Origin of the sequence: Lewinella sp. (assembly GCF_050633125.1) — a bacterium.
In the GTDB taxonomy this organism is placed as follows: Bacteria; Bacteroidota; Bacteroidia; order Chitinophagales; family Saprospiraceae; genus Lewinella.
Genome location: NZ_JBOEFX010000084.1, coordinates 16,431 through 35,392, shown reverse-complemented (window position 1 = coordinate 35,392; position 18,962 = coordinate 16,431). Strand labels below are relative to the sequence as shown.

Genomic DNA, 18,962 nt, shown 5'->3' with positions numbered 1-18,962 from the left:
TGCAGACTTTTGCTGGTGGCAAATTCGAGCCTATTCCCGCCAGCATTCCGGTTCACGTATTGTCGTTTCAAACCAGCCAACCACTTGGCCAAGATTTGGATCAACGCATTCAAAATACCCGATGTAATTTTCGGGAAAATCACTGCCGGTAACCTGATAAACATTGGCTAACCGCTCTACGACCTCAATATCGGTAAGGTCGCTGATATTGATACCTACCAAATCATTGACATTATTGGCATAGAGAATCCCATTGCGGATGGCGAGGTCAGAATTTCCGGCAATTTGCAGAAAAGCTTCGGCTTTAGGTTGTGTCGGATCACTATTGTCGAAGATATGGATGCCTCGCCCGCGCTCGGTGGCATAGATAAAGGGGGACTTGTAGTAAATCTTCCCCAGGTTTTCGATGCTTTGAGGGGCGAGTATTTGTATATCTTGCCAATCATCACTGGCATAAATAGGAGCAAGGCCAATGACTTCTGCTGGAATGGTCTGGCGCTCCTGGATACACGCGTTTAGAAGCAAGGCAAAGAAACAACAACAAGTAAAAATTCTCATAACCTAGATTTTTCAACGGTGAAATTACGGTAAAATATGTAGATGAACACAAGATGCTTTTGCATTCCTTGAGGTAGCTCAGCAGGGATACAAAGCGGCAAGGATAAAGAGGTTTCGATGTAAAAAAAATAACCATTTGCACGTTAGCACAAATGGTCAATTCAATAAATTAATTTCTGCCGGTTTTTCGGGTGTCAGTAGAGGCGTAAAACAATGGGTAGTGTTGCTCCGAAATGAATTTGGTTTATAAACCGGGGCGCATTTCTAAAGGAGCTTTTCAGCAACAAAACTAAAATTAAACTAAAAACGTCCTTTCTAGGATCATTTCGTTTGTTTTAGCAAAGTTTTAACGCTTTTGTCAGCTGTATTGCTGCTTGATGCCCTTGCATCAAAGTGAATTTAACCATTGATCTATATCTAAGGCCGTTTTGTAGGCCGTTCGCTTTAAGTACAAATTACGCAGAATTATATCCTTATACAGTTCTTCCTGCTCGCTCTCGTATTGTTGTCGGGCTTCTCGTTCGGCCTCTGGATAATATTCCAGCCAATAATCTACTCGTTGCTGTAAGAATGTCAGATAATCAGTATAGCGGTCGGCATCTACATTATTTTGTAAGCTCAAAATAGCCAACTGTAAAACACGGATGTCAATGGATTGATGTCTTATAAGTGTTTCCAGGTAGACCTTCAGCTTTTCTTTCGCAATTAAATTATCGGTATGTATCAAATAGTCATCAACCACTCGGAGCAGCATTTCTTGAATTTGGTTGGAATACTGTTGCTCCAAAGACCAATTCGGTGTCATTTGTAGTAGATACTCATCAGACCAAGCTACTACTTCTTGCCAATTTTCATCGGGGTTAGGATAATTTTTTCTGATCTGATTATAATACAAACTGATTTCTTGTGGCTTTCGCAATTGAGTTACTCCAAAAAAATCTTTTGTGATGACGCCTGGCTTACCTTTATGCCAGTAATTTTTCACCATGTCGTTAAACTGTCGCTCACGATGAGTTTCATTTAACCCTTCTTTCCAATCACTAGAAAGAGATGGAGATTCTTCTATTTGTAGTTGAACCACATTATCGCTACAGGCAGTGCAACACAAAATGAGGCTTAACGCAAATACAGGATATATAATGTTTTTCATTTTCATTTTCTATTTTTGTTTAACAACCTTGACATTCGAAAACACAGTCTCCCCATAGATTGTCAGGGCAGTCTGTACAATTTGATGTATTGAACCAGCATTCTGAACTACCTCCTGAGCCACCCCCTGAATCACTACTACTACCACCACCACTACTACCACCGCCGGAATCGGCATAAGGGCAACATCCGTGATGACCTAAATCCCAAGTAAGTGGAGGGACAAAATCTGCTGAGTTTCTTATGAATACATTACCTTCTGAATCAGTAATTATCAAATACCAGTCAGTAGTTTTACAGTCACCATCAGGATCATTGAAATAAATCTAGTTAATAAAATCACCAGCTATAAAAGTGCATTCAAAGATGTAATCTCCAGAAGAGCCATCTTGTCCAGAACTATTTACTCCAAGACCAATTAATAAGATAAATGAAAATAGATGTTTTAATTTTATGAGCGCAGTGTTTTTTGTTTTAGAGCTTTGAAAAAAAAATCTTCCGAAGAAGTACATATGGCTATATAAGAGCCAAAATAAAGGATTTTTTTGATTCTACCTCTAAAATATATTTTAAATGTATGTGAAAATATTTGTAAAACAAAATAGGGAAATTGTTTTTTGTAAATCCTAATTTATGTTCTCCAAATATAAAATTTGTAAATTTCATATTGGCAATATAAATGCGTTCCTTTTAAGTCTAGACAAAGGAATAAGGATAATTTTCTGGAATCGTTTATCTTCGCACCTATTTCCTGCTGGCCTACAGGAACTTTTTATGTTGTTCAGGCTTTGTTTTCTTTCAACCAGAAGAATTAACCAATGGATTATCAAGCTCGCGACATTGAGCAGAAATGGCGGCAGCGCTGGGAAACCGAAGGTACATATCATGTATCTAACGAAAGTGACCGTCCGAAATACTACGTTTTAGATATGTTTCCTTATCCTTCGGGGGCAGGGCTACATGTGGGGCACCCGCTGGGGTACATCGCCTCGGATATCTATGCACGCTACAAACGACTACAAGGGTTCAATGTACTGCATCCAATGGGGTATGACTCGTTTGGTTTACCCGCAGAGCAGTATGCAATCCAGACGGGAATTCATCCGGCTATTGCTACTTCAGAAAACATTGACCGTTATCGCCAGCAGTTGGAGAACCTTGGTTTTTCTTTTGACTGGAGCCGGGAAGTACGCACGAGTAGTCCGGAATATTATCGCTGGACCCAATGGATATTCCAGCAGTTATTTAAGCACTATTTTGATAAAGATGCAGGGTGTGCCAAACCCATTACCGAGTTGGTCGAGCGCTTAGCCTCTAAAGGTAATGCTGGGCTTAATGCAGACTGCGAAGAAGAGACGCCGATCATCACTGCTGCAGATTGGAATGCGATGAACGAGCGGGAACAGCAGTTGTTTTTATTGAACTACCGCCTGACTTTTCCTGAAGAGAGTTACGTCAACTGGTGTCCTGCCATGGGAACCGTTTTGTCGAATGACGAAGTTAAAGACGGTGTCAGTGAGCGGGGTGGCTATCCCGTAGAGCGTAAATTGATGGCGCAGTGGAGTATGAGAATTACTGCCTATGCCGACCGTTTATTAGACGGTTTGGATGATATTGACTGGCCGTATAGCTTGAAGGAACAGCAACGCAACTGGATTGGTCGTTCTGTGGGCGCTAGTGTGAAATTTTCCTTGGCGGAAGATGCAGCTACCAAGATCGAAGTGTTTACTACAAGAGTGGATACGATTTATGGAGCAACCTTTATGGTATTGGCGCCTGAGCACGACTTGGTAGATCAGATTACCACCGCTGCTGAACAGGCAAATGTAGACGAATACCGCACTTGGGCAGCTTCTCGCTCGGAGGTAGAGCGTATGGCCGAAGTGAAGAAAGTGACGGGTGCTTTTACGGGAGCTTACTGCATCAATCCGTTCAACGAGCAGCCTATTCCTATTTATATTGCCGATTACGTTTTGGCGGGTTATGGCACTGGTGCCGTAATGGCCGTACCATCTGGTGATCAGCGCGACTGGAATTTTGCTACCCATTTTGATTTGCCAATCATCCCTATTTTGGATGCCCAGCAAAACCTGGAAACAGAAGCTGATGCGACCAAGGAAGGAAAGTATATCAACTCTGGCATGATTAATGGCCTGAGTTATGAAGAAGCAACCCCTAAATTGATTGCCTGGCTTGAGGAGCAAGGTATAGGCAAGGGGAAAGTACAATATCGTTTGCGCAACGCGGTTTTTAGTCGCCAGCGTTACTGGGGAGAGCCTGTGCCCGCTTACTGGAAGGACGATGTGCCTTACTTGGTTGCGGAAGAGGAATTGCCGCTGGTACTTCCTGATGTTGATAAATATTTGCCTACCGAAACCGGTGAACCACCACTAGGACGTGCTGAAAACTGGAAATACCAAGGTAAGTATGATTACGAATTGAGTACCATGCCTGGTTGGGCGGGCTCCTCTTGGTACTGGTACCGCTATATGGACCCTCACAACAGTGATGCATTTGTAGGAAAAGAAGCGGTCGATTACTGGCAGGGGGTAGACCTTTATGTTGGTGGATCAGAGCACGCTGTAGGGCACTTGTTGTACAGCCGTTTCTGGAACCATTTTCTGTCTGATTTGGGACTTGTTCCTCAGAAGGAATATGCTGCCAAGCTGATCAACCAGGGCATGATCCAGGGCGTAATCGAGTATATCTACCTTATCAAAGCAGACGAGGGGGATAGCAGCCGGGTATTTGTATCTGCCGATAAATTAGGTGACTATCCTGATGCTGATTTTGCTCAGATTCCTGTTCACGTTGATTTTGTCAGTGAATACGGGAGGGATGAATCCTATCTGAACGAGGAAGGCATCAAGCAGTTTATCGAATGGCGACCTGATTATTCAGCAGCAACCTTTGTCACCAATGACGCAGGCCATTTGGTGACCAAATCAGAGGTCGGAAAAATGTCGAAGCGCTACTTCAATGTGGTGAACCCTGATGATGTGGTTGCGAAGTACGGCGCCGATTGCTTCCGTATGTTCGAGATGTTCCTTGGCCCGGTTGAGCAAGCTAAACCATGGAATACGAATAGTATTAGCGGAACGAGCCGGTTCTTAAATAGTTTCTGGCGCTTGTTCTATAATCGTGACGAATGGGTAGTGAATGAGGACCAGCCTACGAAAGAGGAGCTGAAGAGTTTGCATACTGCCATCAAGAAAGTAACAGAAGACGTAGAGCGTTTTTCATTTAATACTTGTGTGAGTGCCTTTATGGTAGCGACCAATGAACTTGGTAAAGCCAAATGCCACAAGCGCGCTATTCTGGAACCACTTTTAGTACTGATGGCTCCATTTGCGGTACATATGTGCGAGGAGCTATGGGAAAAGCTGGGACACACGACCAGTGTACACCACGCCGCCTGGCCAGTGCTGGAGGAAAAGTGGCTGATCGAGGAGAATATTACTTATCCTATTGCTATTAATGGCAAGACGCGAGCTACTGTTGATTTTCCTGCCGACTCGACCAAGGCTGATCTAGAAGCTGCCGCACCTGGTTTGGAAGAGATCCAAAAATACTTGGAAGAGAAAACGATACGTAAGATTATCGTTGTACCAGGTCGGATGATTAACATCGTAGTAGGGTAGAAGACGTTCGCGGAAAATAACTAAGTAGGATAGAACACAGATCAAACGGATAGAACAGATTAACACGGATTTCTTTTAAAGAAAAAACCGTGTTAATCTTGTTGAATCCTGTTAAATCCGCGTTCTATCCTTTTTTATAGTAGCTGACCTGACCACATTAAACCGTCTGCAAGATATCGTACTGTGTTACAATCTGCCAAGTACCTGCCTGGGTTTTGGTGATCACAGCAGGAATACGCTTGTTGAGGTAAGGACGTAACTGGCTCAATGGAGTTTCGCACTGTACTACCGGGAAAGGATCATCCATGATATCGGAAACGGGTTTCTCCCCATTGTTGAGCGGGTTGTCAAGAAGGAATGACAGGACGGTACTTTCTGTTAGTCCACCAATGATTTCTTCTCCTTCCATCACAGGAAGTTGAGAAATATCCTTGTCCTTCATGATTTGGAATGCCTGGCGTACCGTCTGGTCTTTCTGTACAGCAATGAAGTCCTCGGCTTTACGACTTTTAATGAGGTCTACTACCCGTAATTCGGTATCCAGGAAGCCGCGTTCCCTCATCCAATCGTCGTTGTAGATTTTACCAACGTAGCGGCTGCCGTGGTCGTGAATAATAACGACAACTACATCTTCTGGCGTAAGTTCATCCTTTAATTGAATTAAGCCTGCCATTGCTGATCCAGCAGAATAGCCAAGTAGTAAACCTTCTTCTCTTGCTAATCGACGGGCCATTACAGCGCCATCTTTATCGCTTACTTTCTCGAAATGGTCAATGATGTCGAAGTCAACATTTTTGGGTAAAATATCTTCGCCAATCCCTTCGGTGATATAAGGGTAGATTTCTTTTTCGTCGAATTCACCCGTTTCGTGGTACTTTTTAAAGACAGACCCGTAAGTGTCGATACCCCAAACTTTGATATTCGGGTTTTGTTCTTTGAGGTAACGGCCTGTACCTGAGATGGTGCCACCAGTACCCACACCTACAATCATGTGGGTGATCTTTCCTTCTGTTTGCTTCCAGATCTCTGGTCCGGTACTCTCGTAATGCGCCAGTCTGTTAGAAAGGTTGTCGTATTGGTTAAACCAATAACTGTTAGGGATTTCCTTGCTTAGGCGTTCGGCGATTGAGTAGTAGGACCGAGGGTCGTCTGGGGTAACATTTGTAGGACAAACAATTACCTCAGCCCCCAGTGCTTTGAGAAGGTCAATTTTTTCTTTTGATTGCTTATCACTGGTGGTGAAAATAGAACGGTATCCTTTTACACAACCAGCAATTGCTAATCCCATTCCTGTATTGCCAGAGGTACATTCAATAATTGTTCCACCTGGTTTCAGTTTGCCAGCGGCTTCAGCATCTTCGAGCATCTTCAGTGCCATGCGGTCCTTGATAGAGTGGCCGGGGTTAAAGGTCTCTACTTTCATCAGCACGAGCGCGGGAACGTCGGCGGTAACTTTGTTGATCTTAACCAATGGGGTATTGCCAATGGTATGTAGAATGTTTTCTTGGTATTGCATTTGGTAAGTTCCTTTTTTGCATTAATCCGGCCCAAAGACACTTTAAGCGAGATTTGGCTGCAAAGGTAAAATTTTCCTCTTACTCTTACATTCACATAGAAAAAAGACAAAGGGCTTCCCGAGTATTTAACCCGGGAAGCCCTGTTTTTGGCCTGCGTTTGCTAACCAGTTTTATCAGTAAAGACTAGCTTAGTCTATTACCATAAACTTTGTACTAGCTTTGGAAGTGGTATTGGCATTTATGAGGAAATACATCCCTGTTGGTAAATTACCAGCTTCAAAAGCTTGTCTACTTCCTCCCATCAATGAAAACGTATTTACGATCTGCCCCTGACTGTTCACCAATTGGAAAGTCATCAGTTGGTTAGGAAACTGGGTTAGGTCAATTTCCATATGCTCTCCGGTTTTTACCAGGTTTGGATAGATGGCAATGGTAGGAGTACCAATATTACCCTTAAAGTTAACGGAGATGATTTTACTATAATTCGTTGTTCCGTCGAAATCGACTTGTCGAAGGCGATAGTAGTTGATACCGTTAAGCGGAGCAGTGTCTTCCAGTTGGTAGCGGATAGCGCTATTGCTATCACCTGCACCTTGCTTTCTGCCAATTTCGGTAAATAATTTAGCGTCAGTACTACGTTCTACAGCTATATAGTCGTTGTCGATTTCGGTAGCTGTTTCCCATTCGAGCATTACGCTTTTTTCTTTGCTAAGAGCAGTGAAACTTGTTAGTTCGATGGGGAGAATAGCGGCGGCACAGATGTCAATCAAAGTCAGCGAAACATCAATGCCACTTGCATTGATAGTGGCGGAAGCAACATCTGGAAAAGCATTAGAAAAAGAAACATTTGGCCCAGCTACAGTGACTGTGTCCCCAAGGATATTCTCCCATAGCTGACCAGCTCCTGCGCCTCCGATGGTAACAGTACAGGCTCCAGCAAGGTTAAAGGTGGTTTGCGCAGGATCATTCATATTGATGCCATTGTCAGTAATACTTCCTGCGCCATTAGAGAAAGAGCTGCTATTTGTACGGAAAAAACCATCATTAACGGATGTGCCTGATGCGCCTGTAAATACACCTGGCAGCATGGGGAAATTAGAGACAATCAGGCCATTGTTGGTAAAGGTCCAAAGGTTTACATTGATGCGCCCGTCACCGGTATTGATTGTACCTGTAGGGCCATTGATGGTAGTTCCTTTTGTAAAGAATAATTGATTGGGGTTACCGTTACTAAGGGTAATCAGACCATTGTTGGTAAGCGTTGTAGCACCTCCTGTTCCTGGAAAAACATAAACCGCTCTACTAGTTCCAAGGGTATTAGCACCTCCATCAATTTCAATAATTCCAGTATTGATAAAAGTACCGATTGCGGAATTGGATCCAACAGATAAGCCATTGTTTCCCGTTGCTGCACCATCCTTAACGGTGAGGTTCATCGTACCATCATTCGTAAAGCTACCACCGAGGGCATCTACGGCATCATCAGTCATGGCACCTATTGTGATTACACCTAAGCTCTGGTTGTTGAAGATTCCGCTTGAGAAAACACCATCATTAGTTGTATTGAGTACATCACTGATTTCGATCAGGCCATTGTTGGTGAAAGTCCCTGTTGTTTGGTTGTTGATACCACTACTGTTAACACTAATGATATTGATCGAACCAGTATTGGTAAAAGTGCCAGAATTATCGATGCCGTCTTGGCTTGCTGCAAGAATAGTTAGACTCCCGTTATTATTAAATGTTGCTCCATCGACCAAGTTGATGCCGTCTTTAGCACAAGATACCAAGGATACGATTCCGTTATTAGTAAAAACAAAGCTACTGTTTTGGAGGTTGATCCCTCGTTCACCAGTAATGAAAATAGAGCCACCTGCATCGACGGTTACTGCTGCATTTGCAGCGCCACTGAAGTTTACGATTCCGTGTTCGGTTGCTGGAGCATTGATGGTGAGCGTTCGTGTGTCAGGTATGACCAATGTAGCATTGGCATTCATCCGGATGGCATGCTCTGTTGTAACACCGTCACCGACTAGAATGTCTAAATCGAGGGTGAGTACAGTGCCTGCGCCACTAACTAATATTTGAGCAGGAGGTATTACTGCTCCAGTACTTATAACCGTCACTGTTTGGTTGAAAACAACAAGGCCACCTGCGATTGGAATTATATCGGTGTCCCAGTTGAGTGGATTGTTCCAGTCGTTATCCATGGCGTCGCCATCCCAAGTTTGGGAATGAATACTGGAAAAAGAGCATAGGATTGTCAGTAAGAAAAAGAAATTTTTCATAGGGATGTGTAGTTTTGGGAAGTTGTTGCTTATGTTTTTCTCTGTGTATGTTAATGTAAAATTAACATTCTTTAGCGAGGTTGTGTCACTCGTTTATACATTAATTAAAATATAATACATTGTATTGCTTAGTGCTTTTTTTACACCAAGGGGGCTCAATAATGTTTCAAATGCACATAGAAACGGTCATCTCTAACCCCCAGTGCTTTTGCAGCTAATGGAGATACGACGACTACTGTATTACGATCATATACGCGCTCGGGTAGTCTGCCGCTTACTTTGAGATACATGGTTTGGCGAGTCAGCGGATTGTAGACCTCGACCAAACTATTTACAGGAGCACTACGGTGTAGGCAGAAGAACCCGGAGTTGTCATCGAGGTCGCGTGGCCAGGTAGCTGCACCTCTTTCTTCTGTAATTCGCCGGTCAGCAGAGCGCCGGAAATATTCCAGTTTAAGAGGATGATTCATCTGCGCGTATGGGCCTCCTCGTACTTCGCGCCATTCCGCAGGAATACCTTGGGTGGATACCCAGCCAATGCGTAATAGCTGACCTGGTTTTAAACCATTGGATAACTCCGGGTTTTGGAGCATCAGCCATTCTGGGGGAATTTCGAAAGTACGTTTGCAAATACCATACACTGTTTCTCCACGCTGTACGCGGTAATAAACCAAGGCCAGGCCAGGGAGCATTGCCGGAGGCGGTACCTGCCGAATGATAGCCTTCAAAGGCAATGGAATACTTAATTGATCACCCGGGTCGTATTTTGCACTGACATGCGGGTTGTAGGCATAAAGCTCCTGGAGGGTTAGTCCGTAAAACTTGGCCAGTGAAAAAAGCGTTTGCTTGGTTTTGATTTTATGGGTGAACATCACTTCTCCCATTGGGTGCAAATAAGTGAAAAGCGTATCAGTTGACGAAAGGTAGGGAACAGTGTCTTGCTGCGCCTGTAGTGGGAAATATCCAAGCAGCGAGAAGACCAACAGGAGTGTTAAGCGCATAGGGTGTATTTTGTTTTCTCTTAGTCTCGGCAAATATAAGGGGAATGACTATTTTTAACGCTATGAAGTTTACTGCTATTATCCCCGCTCGTTTTGCATCCACTCGTTTTCCAGGTAAACCCCTCGCGCTTATTGGTGGTAAACCCATGATTCAGCGTGTATATGAGCAAGCAGAATCTTGTGAGCTATTTTCTAAAGTCGTCGTAGCTACAGATGATGAACGAATAAGTAATGCCGTAGAGCACTTTGGCGGGCAAGTCATGATGACGCGTTCGGATCATATTAGTGGAACGGACAGGATTGCAGAAGTTGCAGCAAATTTACCGGATACGGACGTGGTCATAAATATTCAAGGCGACGAACCTTTTGTGCGTGTTGAACAATTGAAGCAATTGTGCTCTTTTTTTGATCAGCCTGAAGTTGCTATTGCAACCCTTGCTCATCCAATCGTAGCACCTGAAATGATTGTTGACCCCAACGTAGTCAAAGCAGTCTTTGCGCCTAGCGGCAGAGCTTTGTATTTTAGTCGAGCGCCAATTCCTTATCTGCGTGGTGTAGATCAGTTGGAATGGGTGAAAGAAGGTAAGCATTTTCAACATTTAGGTCTGTATGCCTATCGAAAAGAAGTCTTATTGAAGCTAACAGAATTGTCCCCTGCTCCATTAGAAGAAGCGGAGTCCTTGGAGCAGTTACGTTGGCTGACCGCTGGTTATTCTATCTTTGTGGGGGTGACACCGTACAAATCTTTAGGTATCGATACTCCTGAAGATTTGGTTAAAGCGGAAAAATATTGGGAGCAAAACAAAAATAGATAAGCTATGAAATTAGAGAAAATCTCAGATTACGCGGTTATCGTTATTGCCTTGTCGGCCCTTTTTGTATCTATTTGGCAGGTTCGGCTAGGGCATCAGCATAATAAACTCTCGGTAAAACCATATTTGGATCATCATATAGTTCAGGCAGACTCTATGATGGTTGTTAGTTTTTCCAATAATGGATTTGGCCCTGCAATTATCAAAGAGATTTCCTTTTTTTCTAATGGTCAAAAATTTGATACCCTGGAAGAGTACCTGAAGTCTTCCGGAGAAATCAAGAATAGGAAAGGTAGCTACAATTACGGTGAGGGTACTATTGTGGCAAGTAATAGCGACAACCTAGTGGTAAAGCTGGTAGGCACACAGCTAAGAGATGTGGAGGTACGAATACGCTACATTGATATTTATGAAGAAGAAGGGCAATTTAATTTTTCGTTTTAGACTAATTAACTTTCCCCTAACTCAATTGCTCTTGCTAATGCCGCCTGCGCTCCTGCTACAATATCCTCTTGTACCAGTCGATCTTGATAAGTTTGCATAGCTGCCTCGGTGGTACCGCCTCGAGAGCTGACTTTAGCAATCCATTCACTGCAAGAGAAATTACTTTTGTTATAAAGGTCAACGGTTCCACGAAAGGTTTGGCTAACCAATAACTCGGCCTCTGAATCATTGAACCCCATTCCACGAGCTGCTTTCATCATCGCATCCATGAAGTAAAAAACATAGGCTGGCCCACTACCACTGATAGCTGTTGTTGCATCAATGGCACTTTCTTGCTCGACATAAATAGTTTTCCCCGTAGTATTGAGAAGGTTTTGAACCATCACTAGTTCAATTCTTGTCACCTCATCACTGGCCGTATATGCGGTCATTCCCATGCCAATTTGCGCAGGAAGATTAGGCATCGCTCGAATGATTTTACTAGCATTGAGCCCCTGGGCGATGGTACTTATCTTGACACCAGCCATGATGGATAAATAAACCTGTTGTTTTTCAACGAGAGGTCTTAATACGCCAAAGAGGGTAGGAGCATCTTGAGGTTTTACGGCCAGAATAATTAAATCTGCCAAGCCCAGGCAATCCTTAGGCTCGCTGAAGACAGAACCAATATTCAGTTGAGCCAATTGGACGGCCTTTTCCGGAGATTTCTCCAGAATCATCATGTCCTCTTTTTGGGTGATATGTGAACGCAAAAAACTTTGAGCGTAAGTAAGGCCCATATTGCCTCCTCCGATAACAAGTATCTTCATAAGAATTCAGAAAATTTAAACAGTGAATGGCTAGGGGCTGCAAAGGTATAATTTTCGAAGGTTTGCGAGCCAATAAACATTTATGTAATTTTATTGTTAGCTTACGTCCACAACATTTTTGCGAGTATCATTATAACCTATGAAATTAGAGGAGGCTATTCAGCAGACGAAGTTCATCAGTGAGCATCAGAAAGTTCATCTTAATATACTGTTCTCCGCTTCATGGCTAAGCCAGCGCAGCATTGCTATATTAAAGCCTTATGGATTAACCTGGCAACAATTCAATGTATTGCGCATACTGCGCGGTCGCCATCCTGAACCGGCTACAGTCAAGTTGCTAACCGAGCGAATGATCGATAAAATGTCTAATGCGAGTCGTTTAGTCGATAAATTACTGGCTAAAGGCTTAGTCGTTCGAGTGACATCTAAGGAAGATCGTCGTCGAGTAGATGTTAGTATTACCGACTCGGGGCTTAAACTATTGGAAGAAGCTAGTGCCGAACTGGAAAATGAAATGAGGTTTGAAAAAGGTTATTTGAGTTGCGCTGAAGCTGAAGAGCTAAACCGTTTGTTGGATAAAATGCGTACGCTTCAGGAAGAAGCGGAATAGCCTATTTAAAATAGTTGTTAACTTTCGGCTTCGTCCATATTCATTTGTGCTTCCTCCCATTCTTCCATAGCTACGGTTAGCTCGTCTTTCTTCTTTTGGTGAAGGGCTATCTTATCCTGAGCATCACTTTGAGAATAAAAATCGGGATCGGACATTAGGGTCTCTAATTTTTCGATATCATTTTCCAGGCGTTCTACTTTTTTCTCCGCATTTGATAGTGCACGGGTAAGCTTTTTACGCTCTTCGTAAGATAACTCTACTTTAGGTTGACTAGTTACTGTAGCCTCTTCTGCTAATCCAGTATTATTGGATTTGCTTAGCTCTACCTCCCGCATGTTCGCCATTTGGCGTTTCTCGAGAAAGAAATTGATGTCTCCCAGGTGATTATGAAGGTGATGATCTCGAAATTCGATCGTACGGTCGGTCAAATCGGCGAGGAATTCCCGATCGTGACTCACGACTATAAGTGTACCATCATATTCTATAAGGGCCTGTTTGAGGACATCTTTAGAAATGATATCAAGGTGGTTGGTAGGTTCATCCAGTACCAAAAGATTAAAAGGACGCAAGAGCAAGGCCGCCAGCGCAAGGCGGGCCCTTTCTCCACCGGATAAAACAGACACCTTTTTGTCAACATCCTCTCCACTAAAAAGGAATGCTCCAAGTACACTACGTAATTTGGTCCGCATCTCTGGGGGCGAGGAATTTTCTAGGGTTTCTAAAAGCGTAAGGTCTCCTTTTAAGGCTTCCGACTGATTCTGGGCGTAATAACCGATAGATACGTTATGGCCCAATTTGATCTCTCCACTGGTTGCGGGGATTTCGTCGATAAGAATTTTTGCAAGGGTGGTCTTCCCTTGTCCATTTTGGCCCACAAAAGCAACTCGATCACCACGATCTAGCTTTAAACTGATATTATCAAGTACTTTTAACTTGCCATATTTTTTGCTGATACCCTTACCGTCTACGACTACAGTACCTGATCGTGGCGCTGGCGGAAAGCGCAGAACCATTGCTTTGGTATCGGCCTCGTCAATCTCCACCCGCTCCATCTTGTCGAGCTGCTTTTGCATCGATTGGGCCAGCTTCGTTTTAGTGGCTTTCGCCATAAAGCGGTTGATGGTTTTCTCCCGTTGAGCAATTACCTTCTGCTGATTGGCATAAGCCGAACCCAGTTTTTCACGTCTTTCTTCCCGTAGCTCTATGTACTTAGAATAGTGGGCTTTATAGTCATATAATTTACCCAGCTCAACCTCTACGGTACGTTTAGTCACATTGTCAAGGAATTGCTTATCGTGGGAAATGACGACAACTGACCCAGGGTAAGTTTGTAAAAAGTCTTCCAACCAAATGATAGACTCAATATCAAGGTGGTTGGTAGGTTCATCAAGCAAGAGGTAATCTGGTTGCGCAAGCAGCATTTTGGCCAGCTCAATACGCATCTTCCACCCACCACTGAACTCGTCTGTTAAGCGAATGAAATCCCCTTGTGCAAATCCCAGGCCTTTAAGAACCATTTCTGCTTGTGCCTGCATTCGATCACCGCCTAGAAAAAGGAATCGATCGTTGAGGGTCGAGAAATCTTCCAGCATTTTCAGGTACGAATCCGTTTCGTAATCCGTACGGACAGCCATCTCCTTGTTGATCTCGGCCAGTCGCGCTTCAATTTTTCGTACTTCCGCAAAGGCAGAGAGCGTCTCTTCCATGACGGATTTGCCCTGCGGAATGTTCATCTCTTGGTGCAAAAAACCAATGGTGCGATCAGAAGGGATACTGAGGGTGCCTTCATCTGACCTTTGATAACTCGCGATAATTTTTAGTAAAGTGGATTTTCCAGCACCATTGCGGCCAACGAGCCCAATTTTATCTTTGTCTCCAATCACCAAAGTGACTCGATCCAAGAGGATTCGGTTGCCGTACTGTACATAAATATCGCTGAGGGTAATCATATTGCTGAATTTGCGGCTGCAAAAGTACGGGATTGCGTAGACTTATTCAGGTTAAGGAGAGGGATTTTATAGAGGAGGAGTGGTGGTGAGGAGGTATAGCGGCCCCAAGTGGAGGGCCCACCCTCCTGCCAGATCGCCAAAACCACCCCCTGACCCAATGGCCATAAAGGGCGTGCGTCATCATCTGCTCCTTTTCAGAAGCAGCCAAGCAATACGCAAAAATAAAACCGCTGAATGCTCTATTGACGATAGAGGTATTAACCTTCGATTGGAATCACCAGCGTCACCTGGTGAAGTAGAATGTAAATATAATTAAAAGTTTTATTAAATTGAAATTAAAACAAAAAAAATGAACAACTAAGCTTTGCATAGGTATGCCTTCTGCGTCAGCAAAAGTCCTTAGAGGTCGGCGAAAAATAAGTTACCCATTTCAGGCTAGAAATTTTGGTGTTGAACAAGGCGCGCAGAACGAGCATAGTCAAAGCTACGCAAGTGATAAGCAACGAAGTTCAGCGCCGAAAGATCAGCATTAAAGGGAGGAATTTATTTTTCGCCGATCCCTGAGAGGGTATTCGGATTGCTTGGCGCCCTCAGTGTAACCTAGAAGGACTTCTATGGCAAGGGTAGAGGGAGATCAAGCCATTAAACAGTAATTTTCAACTTCGATTATAAAAGCCGATGTCGGAAAATGTATCAGTTGTTTCTACTAAACTTTTAGTAAAATCTCTATGTGCTCTATGGCATTCCGATGAATGCCGAAAGTTTAGTTTAGATGTTATTGTTTTGCTGCCTTGATCTCATGAAAGAAAATATCATCATTGGGCACATCAAAGCTCAGTCCCGTGACTTTTCGGTTATTGTCCAACTCAAATTGTACCGTTCCAAAATCAAACCACGCATGAGTTTGTTCCCAGTTAATTAACCAGGTGTCGTAGTGCCAATGACTAAGCGTAGCATTGAGTTGCGGGGCGGTTAGGAAATTTAGTTGCATGGCTTCGCCCTGTTGTTTTACTTCTATTTTACCGTACATTGGGTCATCATAAACACCTAAGTAGGCCGCCGTAGATAGGCTAGGGGAGGTGTTTAGCACGCGAGCATCAAGTCGCTTCTGATGGCGGTCTTCCCAAGCTTGGTCGCCTCTTTTTTGCCGATCAACAGCAGCTGACAACCAGTTCTCTGTAGAGATACCCAAATAGCTATTGATGATGTAGTTGGTCAACGCTGAAGACAAGCCTGTCATACTATTGGTAAAAACTACTACGCCCAAGTTGTCATCCGGTGCCATCATCACCTGCGAGTACATCCCGTCATAGCCTCCCCCATGGTTAACCAAGCGGTGTCCTTCTCGCATCCGTAAAAACCATCCAAGACCAGCACTCGTAAACGAGGTACCCCCCGCAAGTGGATTGTGAGGCCGCCAAGTGGTAGCCGTCAGCCCTTCCGGAAAAAGGGCCTTTCCTTGCCATTGCCCATCGGCCATTTGTAGTTCTAGCCATTTTAGCATATCTGTAGCGCTGGAGATAATGCCACCGGCCGCACCCATATTGTCCCAGTTGACGTACGGAATAGGCTGGTTGTCATGGCGACTCAAATGCGGGCTTGCTACATTGTCTAGCTTTGCCAGTGGTGTCACCGAGGTTTGCGTTCTGTCCATACCCAATGGCTGCAAAAAGTTCTCCTGCACATATTCGCCCCAACTTTTACCAGTTACTGCCTTGATAACTTCTCCGGCAGTGATGAACATCAGGTTCGTATACCCATAGCCCGACCTCCATTCATACGCCTGAGGCAAGTGCATAATCTGACGGATAACCTGCTCGGCACTCAGTGCACTTTTATACCAAATTACATCACCACTAAAAGTACCTAGCCCAGCCCGATGACAAAGCAGGTCACGCACCATCATGTGGTTAGATACGTAGTCGTCATATACCTCGAAATAGGGGAGGTAGTCGCGTACTGGCGCGTCCAAATCCAGCTTACCCTCCATATGAAGTTTTACGATGCTACTAGAAACAAAGGCCTTGGTGTTAGAGGCAATTGCAAACAAAGTATTCCCATCTACCGCTTCAACTTTTCCAGCTGTACGGGTACCAAAACCCTCCGCCATCACTATTTTACCGTCTTTAATAACCCCAACCGAAAAACCGGGTACGTCAAATGCCGTCAGCGCTTCCTGTGCAGCTGCACGGAAATCTTCAGCCGTTTGAGCAATCGTAAAAAACGGAACCAGCAAGCCTAATAACAACATATTGGCAAAACGAAGGAAGGGAAAGCTTTTCATCGATGCAGTATTTTTTCCAAAAATAGAAAAAGACTACCACTCAAAGTAATTTTTAAAACTTGGTAGGCGATTTTGTAAACGATTGTATGGGCACTGCCCCGCCTTTTGCGGGGCCGCTACGCTTCGTAGCTCGTTATTCACTCGGCCCCAGCAAAACCTGGGTCTGCCAGCCTTCGGCCGCCACTACTGCGCATCGCTAGTGCATAACCTCCTCTTTTAAGTGACCTTATAATCTCTTTTGGGATTCACTAGTATAGCCTGCCCCTGTAATCCCTTACATTTCCTCACATGGTTCAAAAAAAAAGCTAGGCAACACTAATCTATTTTCCCAAGCCAATCGATAAATCAATCTTCGCGCTCAAGCCTACGAACGGACGGATGTAAGCATCCTTAAACTCGGGCTCTGTAGCGGTAGCGGCGGTCGTCTTTTCAAGGAAAGTAGCTCCCATATTGAAGTGTACAAACTCAAAAAGCTTATAGTCTAGCCCCAAATATAAAGGCCGTCCGACAAGCAAACCACTAATTTCGTTGCCTTTGTCATCATTAAGGTTGTTAAGAAAGACGCCCATGCTTACCGAGGCATTTCTTAAAAAACGAGGAGCAATAGTACTGTTGCTTAAAGGAAATGACAGGCCTGCATAAGGCGAATTGTCGTACGAAATGTTATCGTTTTTATCGTCTAGGTAAACCAATCCATATCCCACATTTAAAGCAAAGGAACCCTTCTTGTCAGTCGTCGGGTAATCGTCTACGTAGCGGGTGAAGGCCAGTTTACTCCATGATTTATTCATGATCCCTTCTACTTCTTTGCGAACACTCGCTTGTGCGCTCTTGATAGCGCTAAGCAACGTCGAGTTTGTCTCCTCAGCAGCTCCTTCTTTTTTAGGAGTTGCTAAAGTAGCCATACTTGCCAACTGCTGCTCAATAGCTCCCGAAAGTTGAACCGCCGATTGGTCACTCTTGAAACGGTACTCACGTAGTGCCTCGCGGATAAGCTCTTCCAGTTCGGTCACCATCTTGTCAGGTTTGTCTGTAGCTTTTATGCCATTGCCGTCAGTTTTGAAGCTGGCCGCCAGGTAAGCATCCGTTTGGGACATTACACGTTCGGCCAAAGCTTGCATATCAGACTGGTCAATACTGGTATAAAAGTCGAATTGGATGTCATACTGAGCAGAAGCACGTAAAGGATAGTTGGCGCTGAGACTGTAGGTTCGATTCTTTTCGTTGTCAAAATCTATCCAGGTTGTCTCGTAGAGTGGGCTCTTGCCATTTTTTGCAGGGAGAATACGAATAGCAATCAGATCAACACCAGTAGGAACTTCACCCGTAAAAACCAGTGGTTTCTCAGCAGGTAGGGCCTGCCCTTCATTGAAGTAGTTTTTTTCGATATCGTAATTTACCGACGTGAACTGTCCGAAAAGGCTGCTGATCCCCAAAGAGAAAAGAGTTATTGTTGTTGCTAATGCTTTCATTTTGACTTGCGCTTATTGCCGGAATGCCGGTGTCTTTATACACCTTTAAATATTTAAAGGTGTATAAAGACGCAATTTTAAGTAACGGTCACCTTTGACAGCTTTACTAGACGATGGAAGATGAAATCCCCATATACATAGGGTATCTAACCTGAGGGCAAAAAACAGGTTTCGCTACGCGACCAAGAAGTAACAGCGAAGTAAAACATAAGGTTAGGTTGGTTGATCAATGCGCAGGCCAACAGGCCGAAGCTCGCCGGAGGGACGAGGAGGACAAGGGATGTACGGAAGCGATAGCGACAAGCAGCCCGGTGCCGAGGAACGATGGCATGGCCCCAATGTAATTCCTCAATATGGTTCAAAAACCTTGGTGGTGAAAAAACAAAAAAAACGAAGCCTCGTCTCCGAAGCCCCGTTTTCAAAAATTC

General features: G+C 44.1%; 14 protein-coding genes. 4 read left to right on the top strand and 10 right to left on the bottom strand.

Features of this window, described 5'->3' with window-relative positions; translation table 11 throughout:
- Window positions 1-30: 30 nt before the first annotated feature.
- From ACRBG0_RS18560 to ACRBG0_RS18550, 3 genes are all read right to left on the bottom strand, one after another.
- Window positions 31-558 carry a hypothetical protein gene (locus tag ACRBG0_RS18560; protein WP_431488357.1) on the bottom strand — a complete coding sequence of 176 codons (528 nt, stop codon included), beginning with the start codon at window positions 556-558 and terminating at the stop codon, window positions 31-33.
- 388 nt (window positions 559-946) lie between these two features.
- Window positions 947-1,708 (bottom strand): hypothetical protein, encoded by a 762-nt coding sequence (locus tag ACRBG0_RS18555; RefSeq protein ID WP_431488356.1) that lies wholly within the window; start codon window positions 1,706-1,708, stop codon window positions 947-949.
- A 19-nt stretch (window positions 1,709-1,727) separates the two neighbouring features.
- A complete protein-coding gene (locus tag ACRBG0_RS18550) occupies window positions 1,728-1,985 on the bottom strand; it encodes a hypothetical protein (RefSeq protein ID WP_431488355.1) in 258 nt (85 codons plus the stop codon).
- A 540-nt stretch (window positions 1,986-2,525) separates the two neighbouring features.
- Between ACRBG0_RS18550 and leuS the strand changes: the two genes are divergently transcribed.
- On the top strand, window positions 2,526-5,348 hold the full coding sequence (gene leuS / locus ACRBG0_RS18545; protein WP_431488354.1) for a leucine--tRNA ligase: 2,823 nt from the start codon (window positions 2,526-2,528) through the stop codon (window positions 5,346-5,348).
- Window positions 5,349-5,505: 157 nt separating this feature from the next.
- On the opposite strand, the gene ACRBG0_RS18540 is transcribed toward leuS, so the two are convergent.
- From ACRBG0_RS18540 to ACRBG0_RS18530, 3 genes are all read right to left on the bottom strand, one after another.
- Window positions 5,506-6,864: a pyridoxal-phosphate dependent enzyme gene (locus tag ACRBG0_RS18540; RefSeq protein WP_431488353.1), complete on the bottom strand. Its 1,359-nt coding sequence runs from the start codon at window positions 6,862-6,864 to the stop codon at window positions 5,506-5,508.
- A gap of 189 nt (window positions 6,865-7,053) precedes the next feature.
- Window positions 7,054-9,153 carry a hypothetical protein gene (locus ACRBG0_RS18535; protein WP_431488352.1) on the bottom strand — a complete coding sequence of 700 codons (2,100 nt, stop codon included), beginning with the start codon at window positions 9,151-9,153 and terminating at the stop codon, window positions 7,054-7,056.
- A 155-nt stretch (window positions 9,154-9,308) separates the two neighbouring features.
- Entirely contained in the window at window positions 9,309-10,154 is an 846-nt protein-coding gene (locus ACRBG0_RS18530; RefSeq protein WP_020534214.1) for a LysM peptidoglycan-binding domain-containing protein, read from the bottom strand.
- Between the two features lie 44 nt (window positions 10,155-10,198).
- On the opposite strand from ACRBG0_RS18530, the gene kdsB reads away from it, so the two are divergent.
- Window positions 10,199-10,969: a 3-deoxy-manno-octulosonate cytidylyltransferase gene (gene kdsB, locus ACRBG0_RS18525; protein WP_431488351.1), complete on the top strand. Its 771-nt coding sequence runs from the start codon at window positions 10,199-10,201 to the stop codon at window positions 10,967-10,969.
- Between the two features lie 3 nt (window positions 10,970-10,972).
- On the top strand, window positions 10,973-11,410 hold the full coding sequence (locus tag ACRBG0_RS18520) for a hypothetical protein (protein WP_431488350.1): 438 nt from the start codon (window positions 10,973-10,975) through the stop codon (window positions 11,408-11,410).
- Window positions 11,411-11,415: 5 nt separating this feature from the next.
- Here ACRBG0_RS18520 and proC read toward each other — a convergent pair whose 3' ends face one another.
- Window positions 11,416-12,219, bottom strand: a complete 804-nt coding sequence (gene proC / locus ACRBG0_RS18515) for a pyrroline-5-carboxylate reductase (RefSeq protein ID WP_431488349.1) — start codon at window positions 12,217-12,219, stop codon at window positions 11,416-11,418.
- Window positions 12,220-12,358: 139 nt separating this feature from the next.
- Here proC and ACRBG0_RS18510 point away from each other — a divergent pair, with 139 nt between their 5' ends.
- Window positions 12,359-12,829, top strand: a complete 471-nt coding sequence (locus tag ACRBG0_RS18510) for a MarR family winged helix-turn-helix transcriptional regulator (RefSeq protein WP_431488348.1) — start codon at window positions 12,359-12,361, stop codon at window positions 12,827-12,829.
- A gap of 17 nt (window positions 12,830-12,846) precedes the next feature.
- Here ACRBG0_RS18510 and ACRBG0_RS18505 read toward each other — a convergent pair whose 3' ends face one another.
- The 3 genes from ACRBG0_RS18505 to ACRBG0_RS18495 form a co-directional block, all read right to left on the bottom strand.
- Complete coding sequence (locus ACRBG0_RS18505; RefSeq protein WP_431488347.1) at window positions 12,847-14,778, bottom strand: ABC-F family ATP-binding cassette domain-containing protein; 1,932 nt, start codon at window positions 14,776-14,778, stop codon at window positions 12,847-12,849.
- A gap of 775 nt (window positions 14,779-15,553) precedes the next feature.
- Window positions 15,554-17,062, bottom strand: coding sequence for a serine hydrolase (locus ACRBG0_RS18500; protein ID WP_431488346.1), 1,509 nt, complete (start codon window positions 17,060-17,062; stop codon window positions 15,554-15,556).
- A 320-nt stretch (window positions 17,063-17,382) separates the two neighbouring features.
- Window positions 17,383-18,534 carry a hypothetical protein gene (locus tag ACRBG0_RS18495; protein ID WP_431488345.1) on the bottom strand — a complete coding sequence of 384 codons (1,152 nt, stop codon included), beginning with the start codon at window positions 18,532-18,534 and terminating at the stop codon, window positions 17,383-17,385.
- Window positions 18,535-18,962: the final 428 nt, after the last annotated feature.

Excerpts from the sequence above, each read along its gene's own strand:
- ACRBG0_RS18560 (WP_431488357.1), bottom strand. The coding sequence starts at position 558 with ATGAGAATTTTTACTTGTTGTTGTTTCTTTGCCTTGCTTCTAAACGCG.
- ACRBG0_RS18555 (WP_431488356.1), bottom strand. The coding sequence starts at position 1,708 with ATGAAAAACATTATATATCCTGTATTTGCGTTAAGCCTCATTTTGTGT.
- leuS (WP_431488354.1), top strand. The coding sequence starts at position 2,526 with ATGGATTATCAAGCTCGCGACATTGAGCAGAAATGGCGGCAGCGCTGG.
- ACRBG0_RS18540 (WP_431488353.1), bottom strand. The coding sequence starts at position 6,864 with ATGCAATACCAAGAAAACATTCTACATACCATTGGCAATACCCCATTG.
- ACRBG0_RS18535 (WP_431488352.1), bottom strand. The coding sequence starts at position 9,153 with ATGAAAAATTTCTTTTTCTTACTGACAATCCTATGCTCTTTTTCCAGT.
- ACRBG0_RS18530 (WP_020534214.1), bottom strand. The coding sequence starts at position 10,154 with ATGCGCTTAACACTCCTGTTGGTCTTCTCGCTGCTTGGATATTTCCCA.
- kdsB (WP_431488351.1), top strand. The coding sequence starts at position 10,199 with ATGACTATTTTTAACGCTATGAAGTTTACTGCTATTATCCCCGCTCGT.
- ACRBG0_RS18520 (WP_431488350.1), top strand. The coding sequence starts at position 10,973 with ATGAAATTAGAGAAAATCTCAGATTACGCGGTTATCGTTATTGCCTTG.
- proC (WP_431488349.1), bottom strand. The coding sequence starts at position 12,219 with ATGAAGATACTTGTTATCGGAGGAGGCAATATGGGCCTTACTTACGCT.
- ACRBG0_RS18510 (WP_431488348.1), top strand. The coding sequence starts at position 12,359 with ATGAAATTAGAGGAGGCTATTCAGCAGACGAAGTTCATCAGTGAGCAT.
- ACRBG0_RS18505 (WP_431488347.1), bottom strand. The coding sequence starts at position 14,778 with ATGATTACCCTCAGCGATATTTATGTACAGTACGGCAACCGAATCCTC.
- ACRBG0_RS18500 (WP_431488346.1), bottom strand. The coding sequence starts at position 17,062 with ATGAAAAGCTTTCCCTTCCTTCGTTTTGCCAATATGTTGTTATTAGGC.
- ACRBG0_RS18495 (WP_431488345.1), bottom strand. The coding sequence starts at position 18,534 with ATGAAAGCATTAGCAACAACAATAACTCTTTTCTCTTTGGGGATCAGC.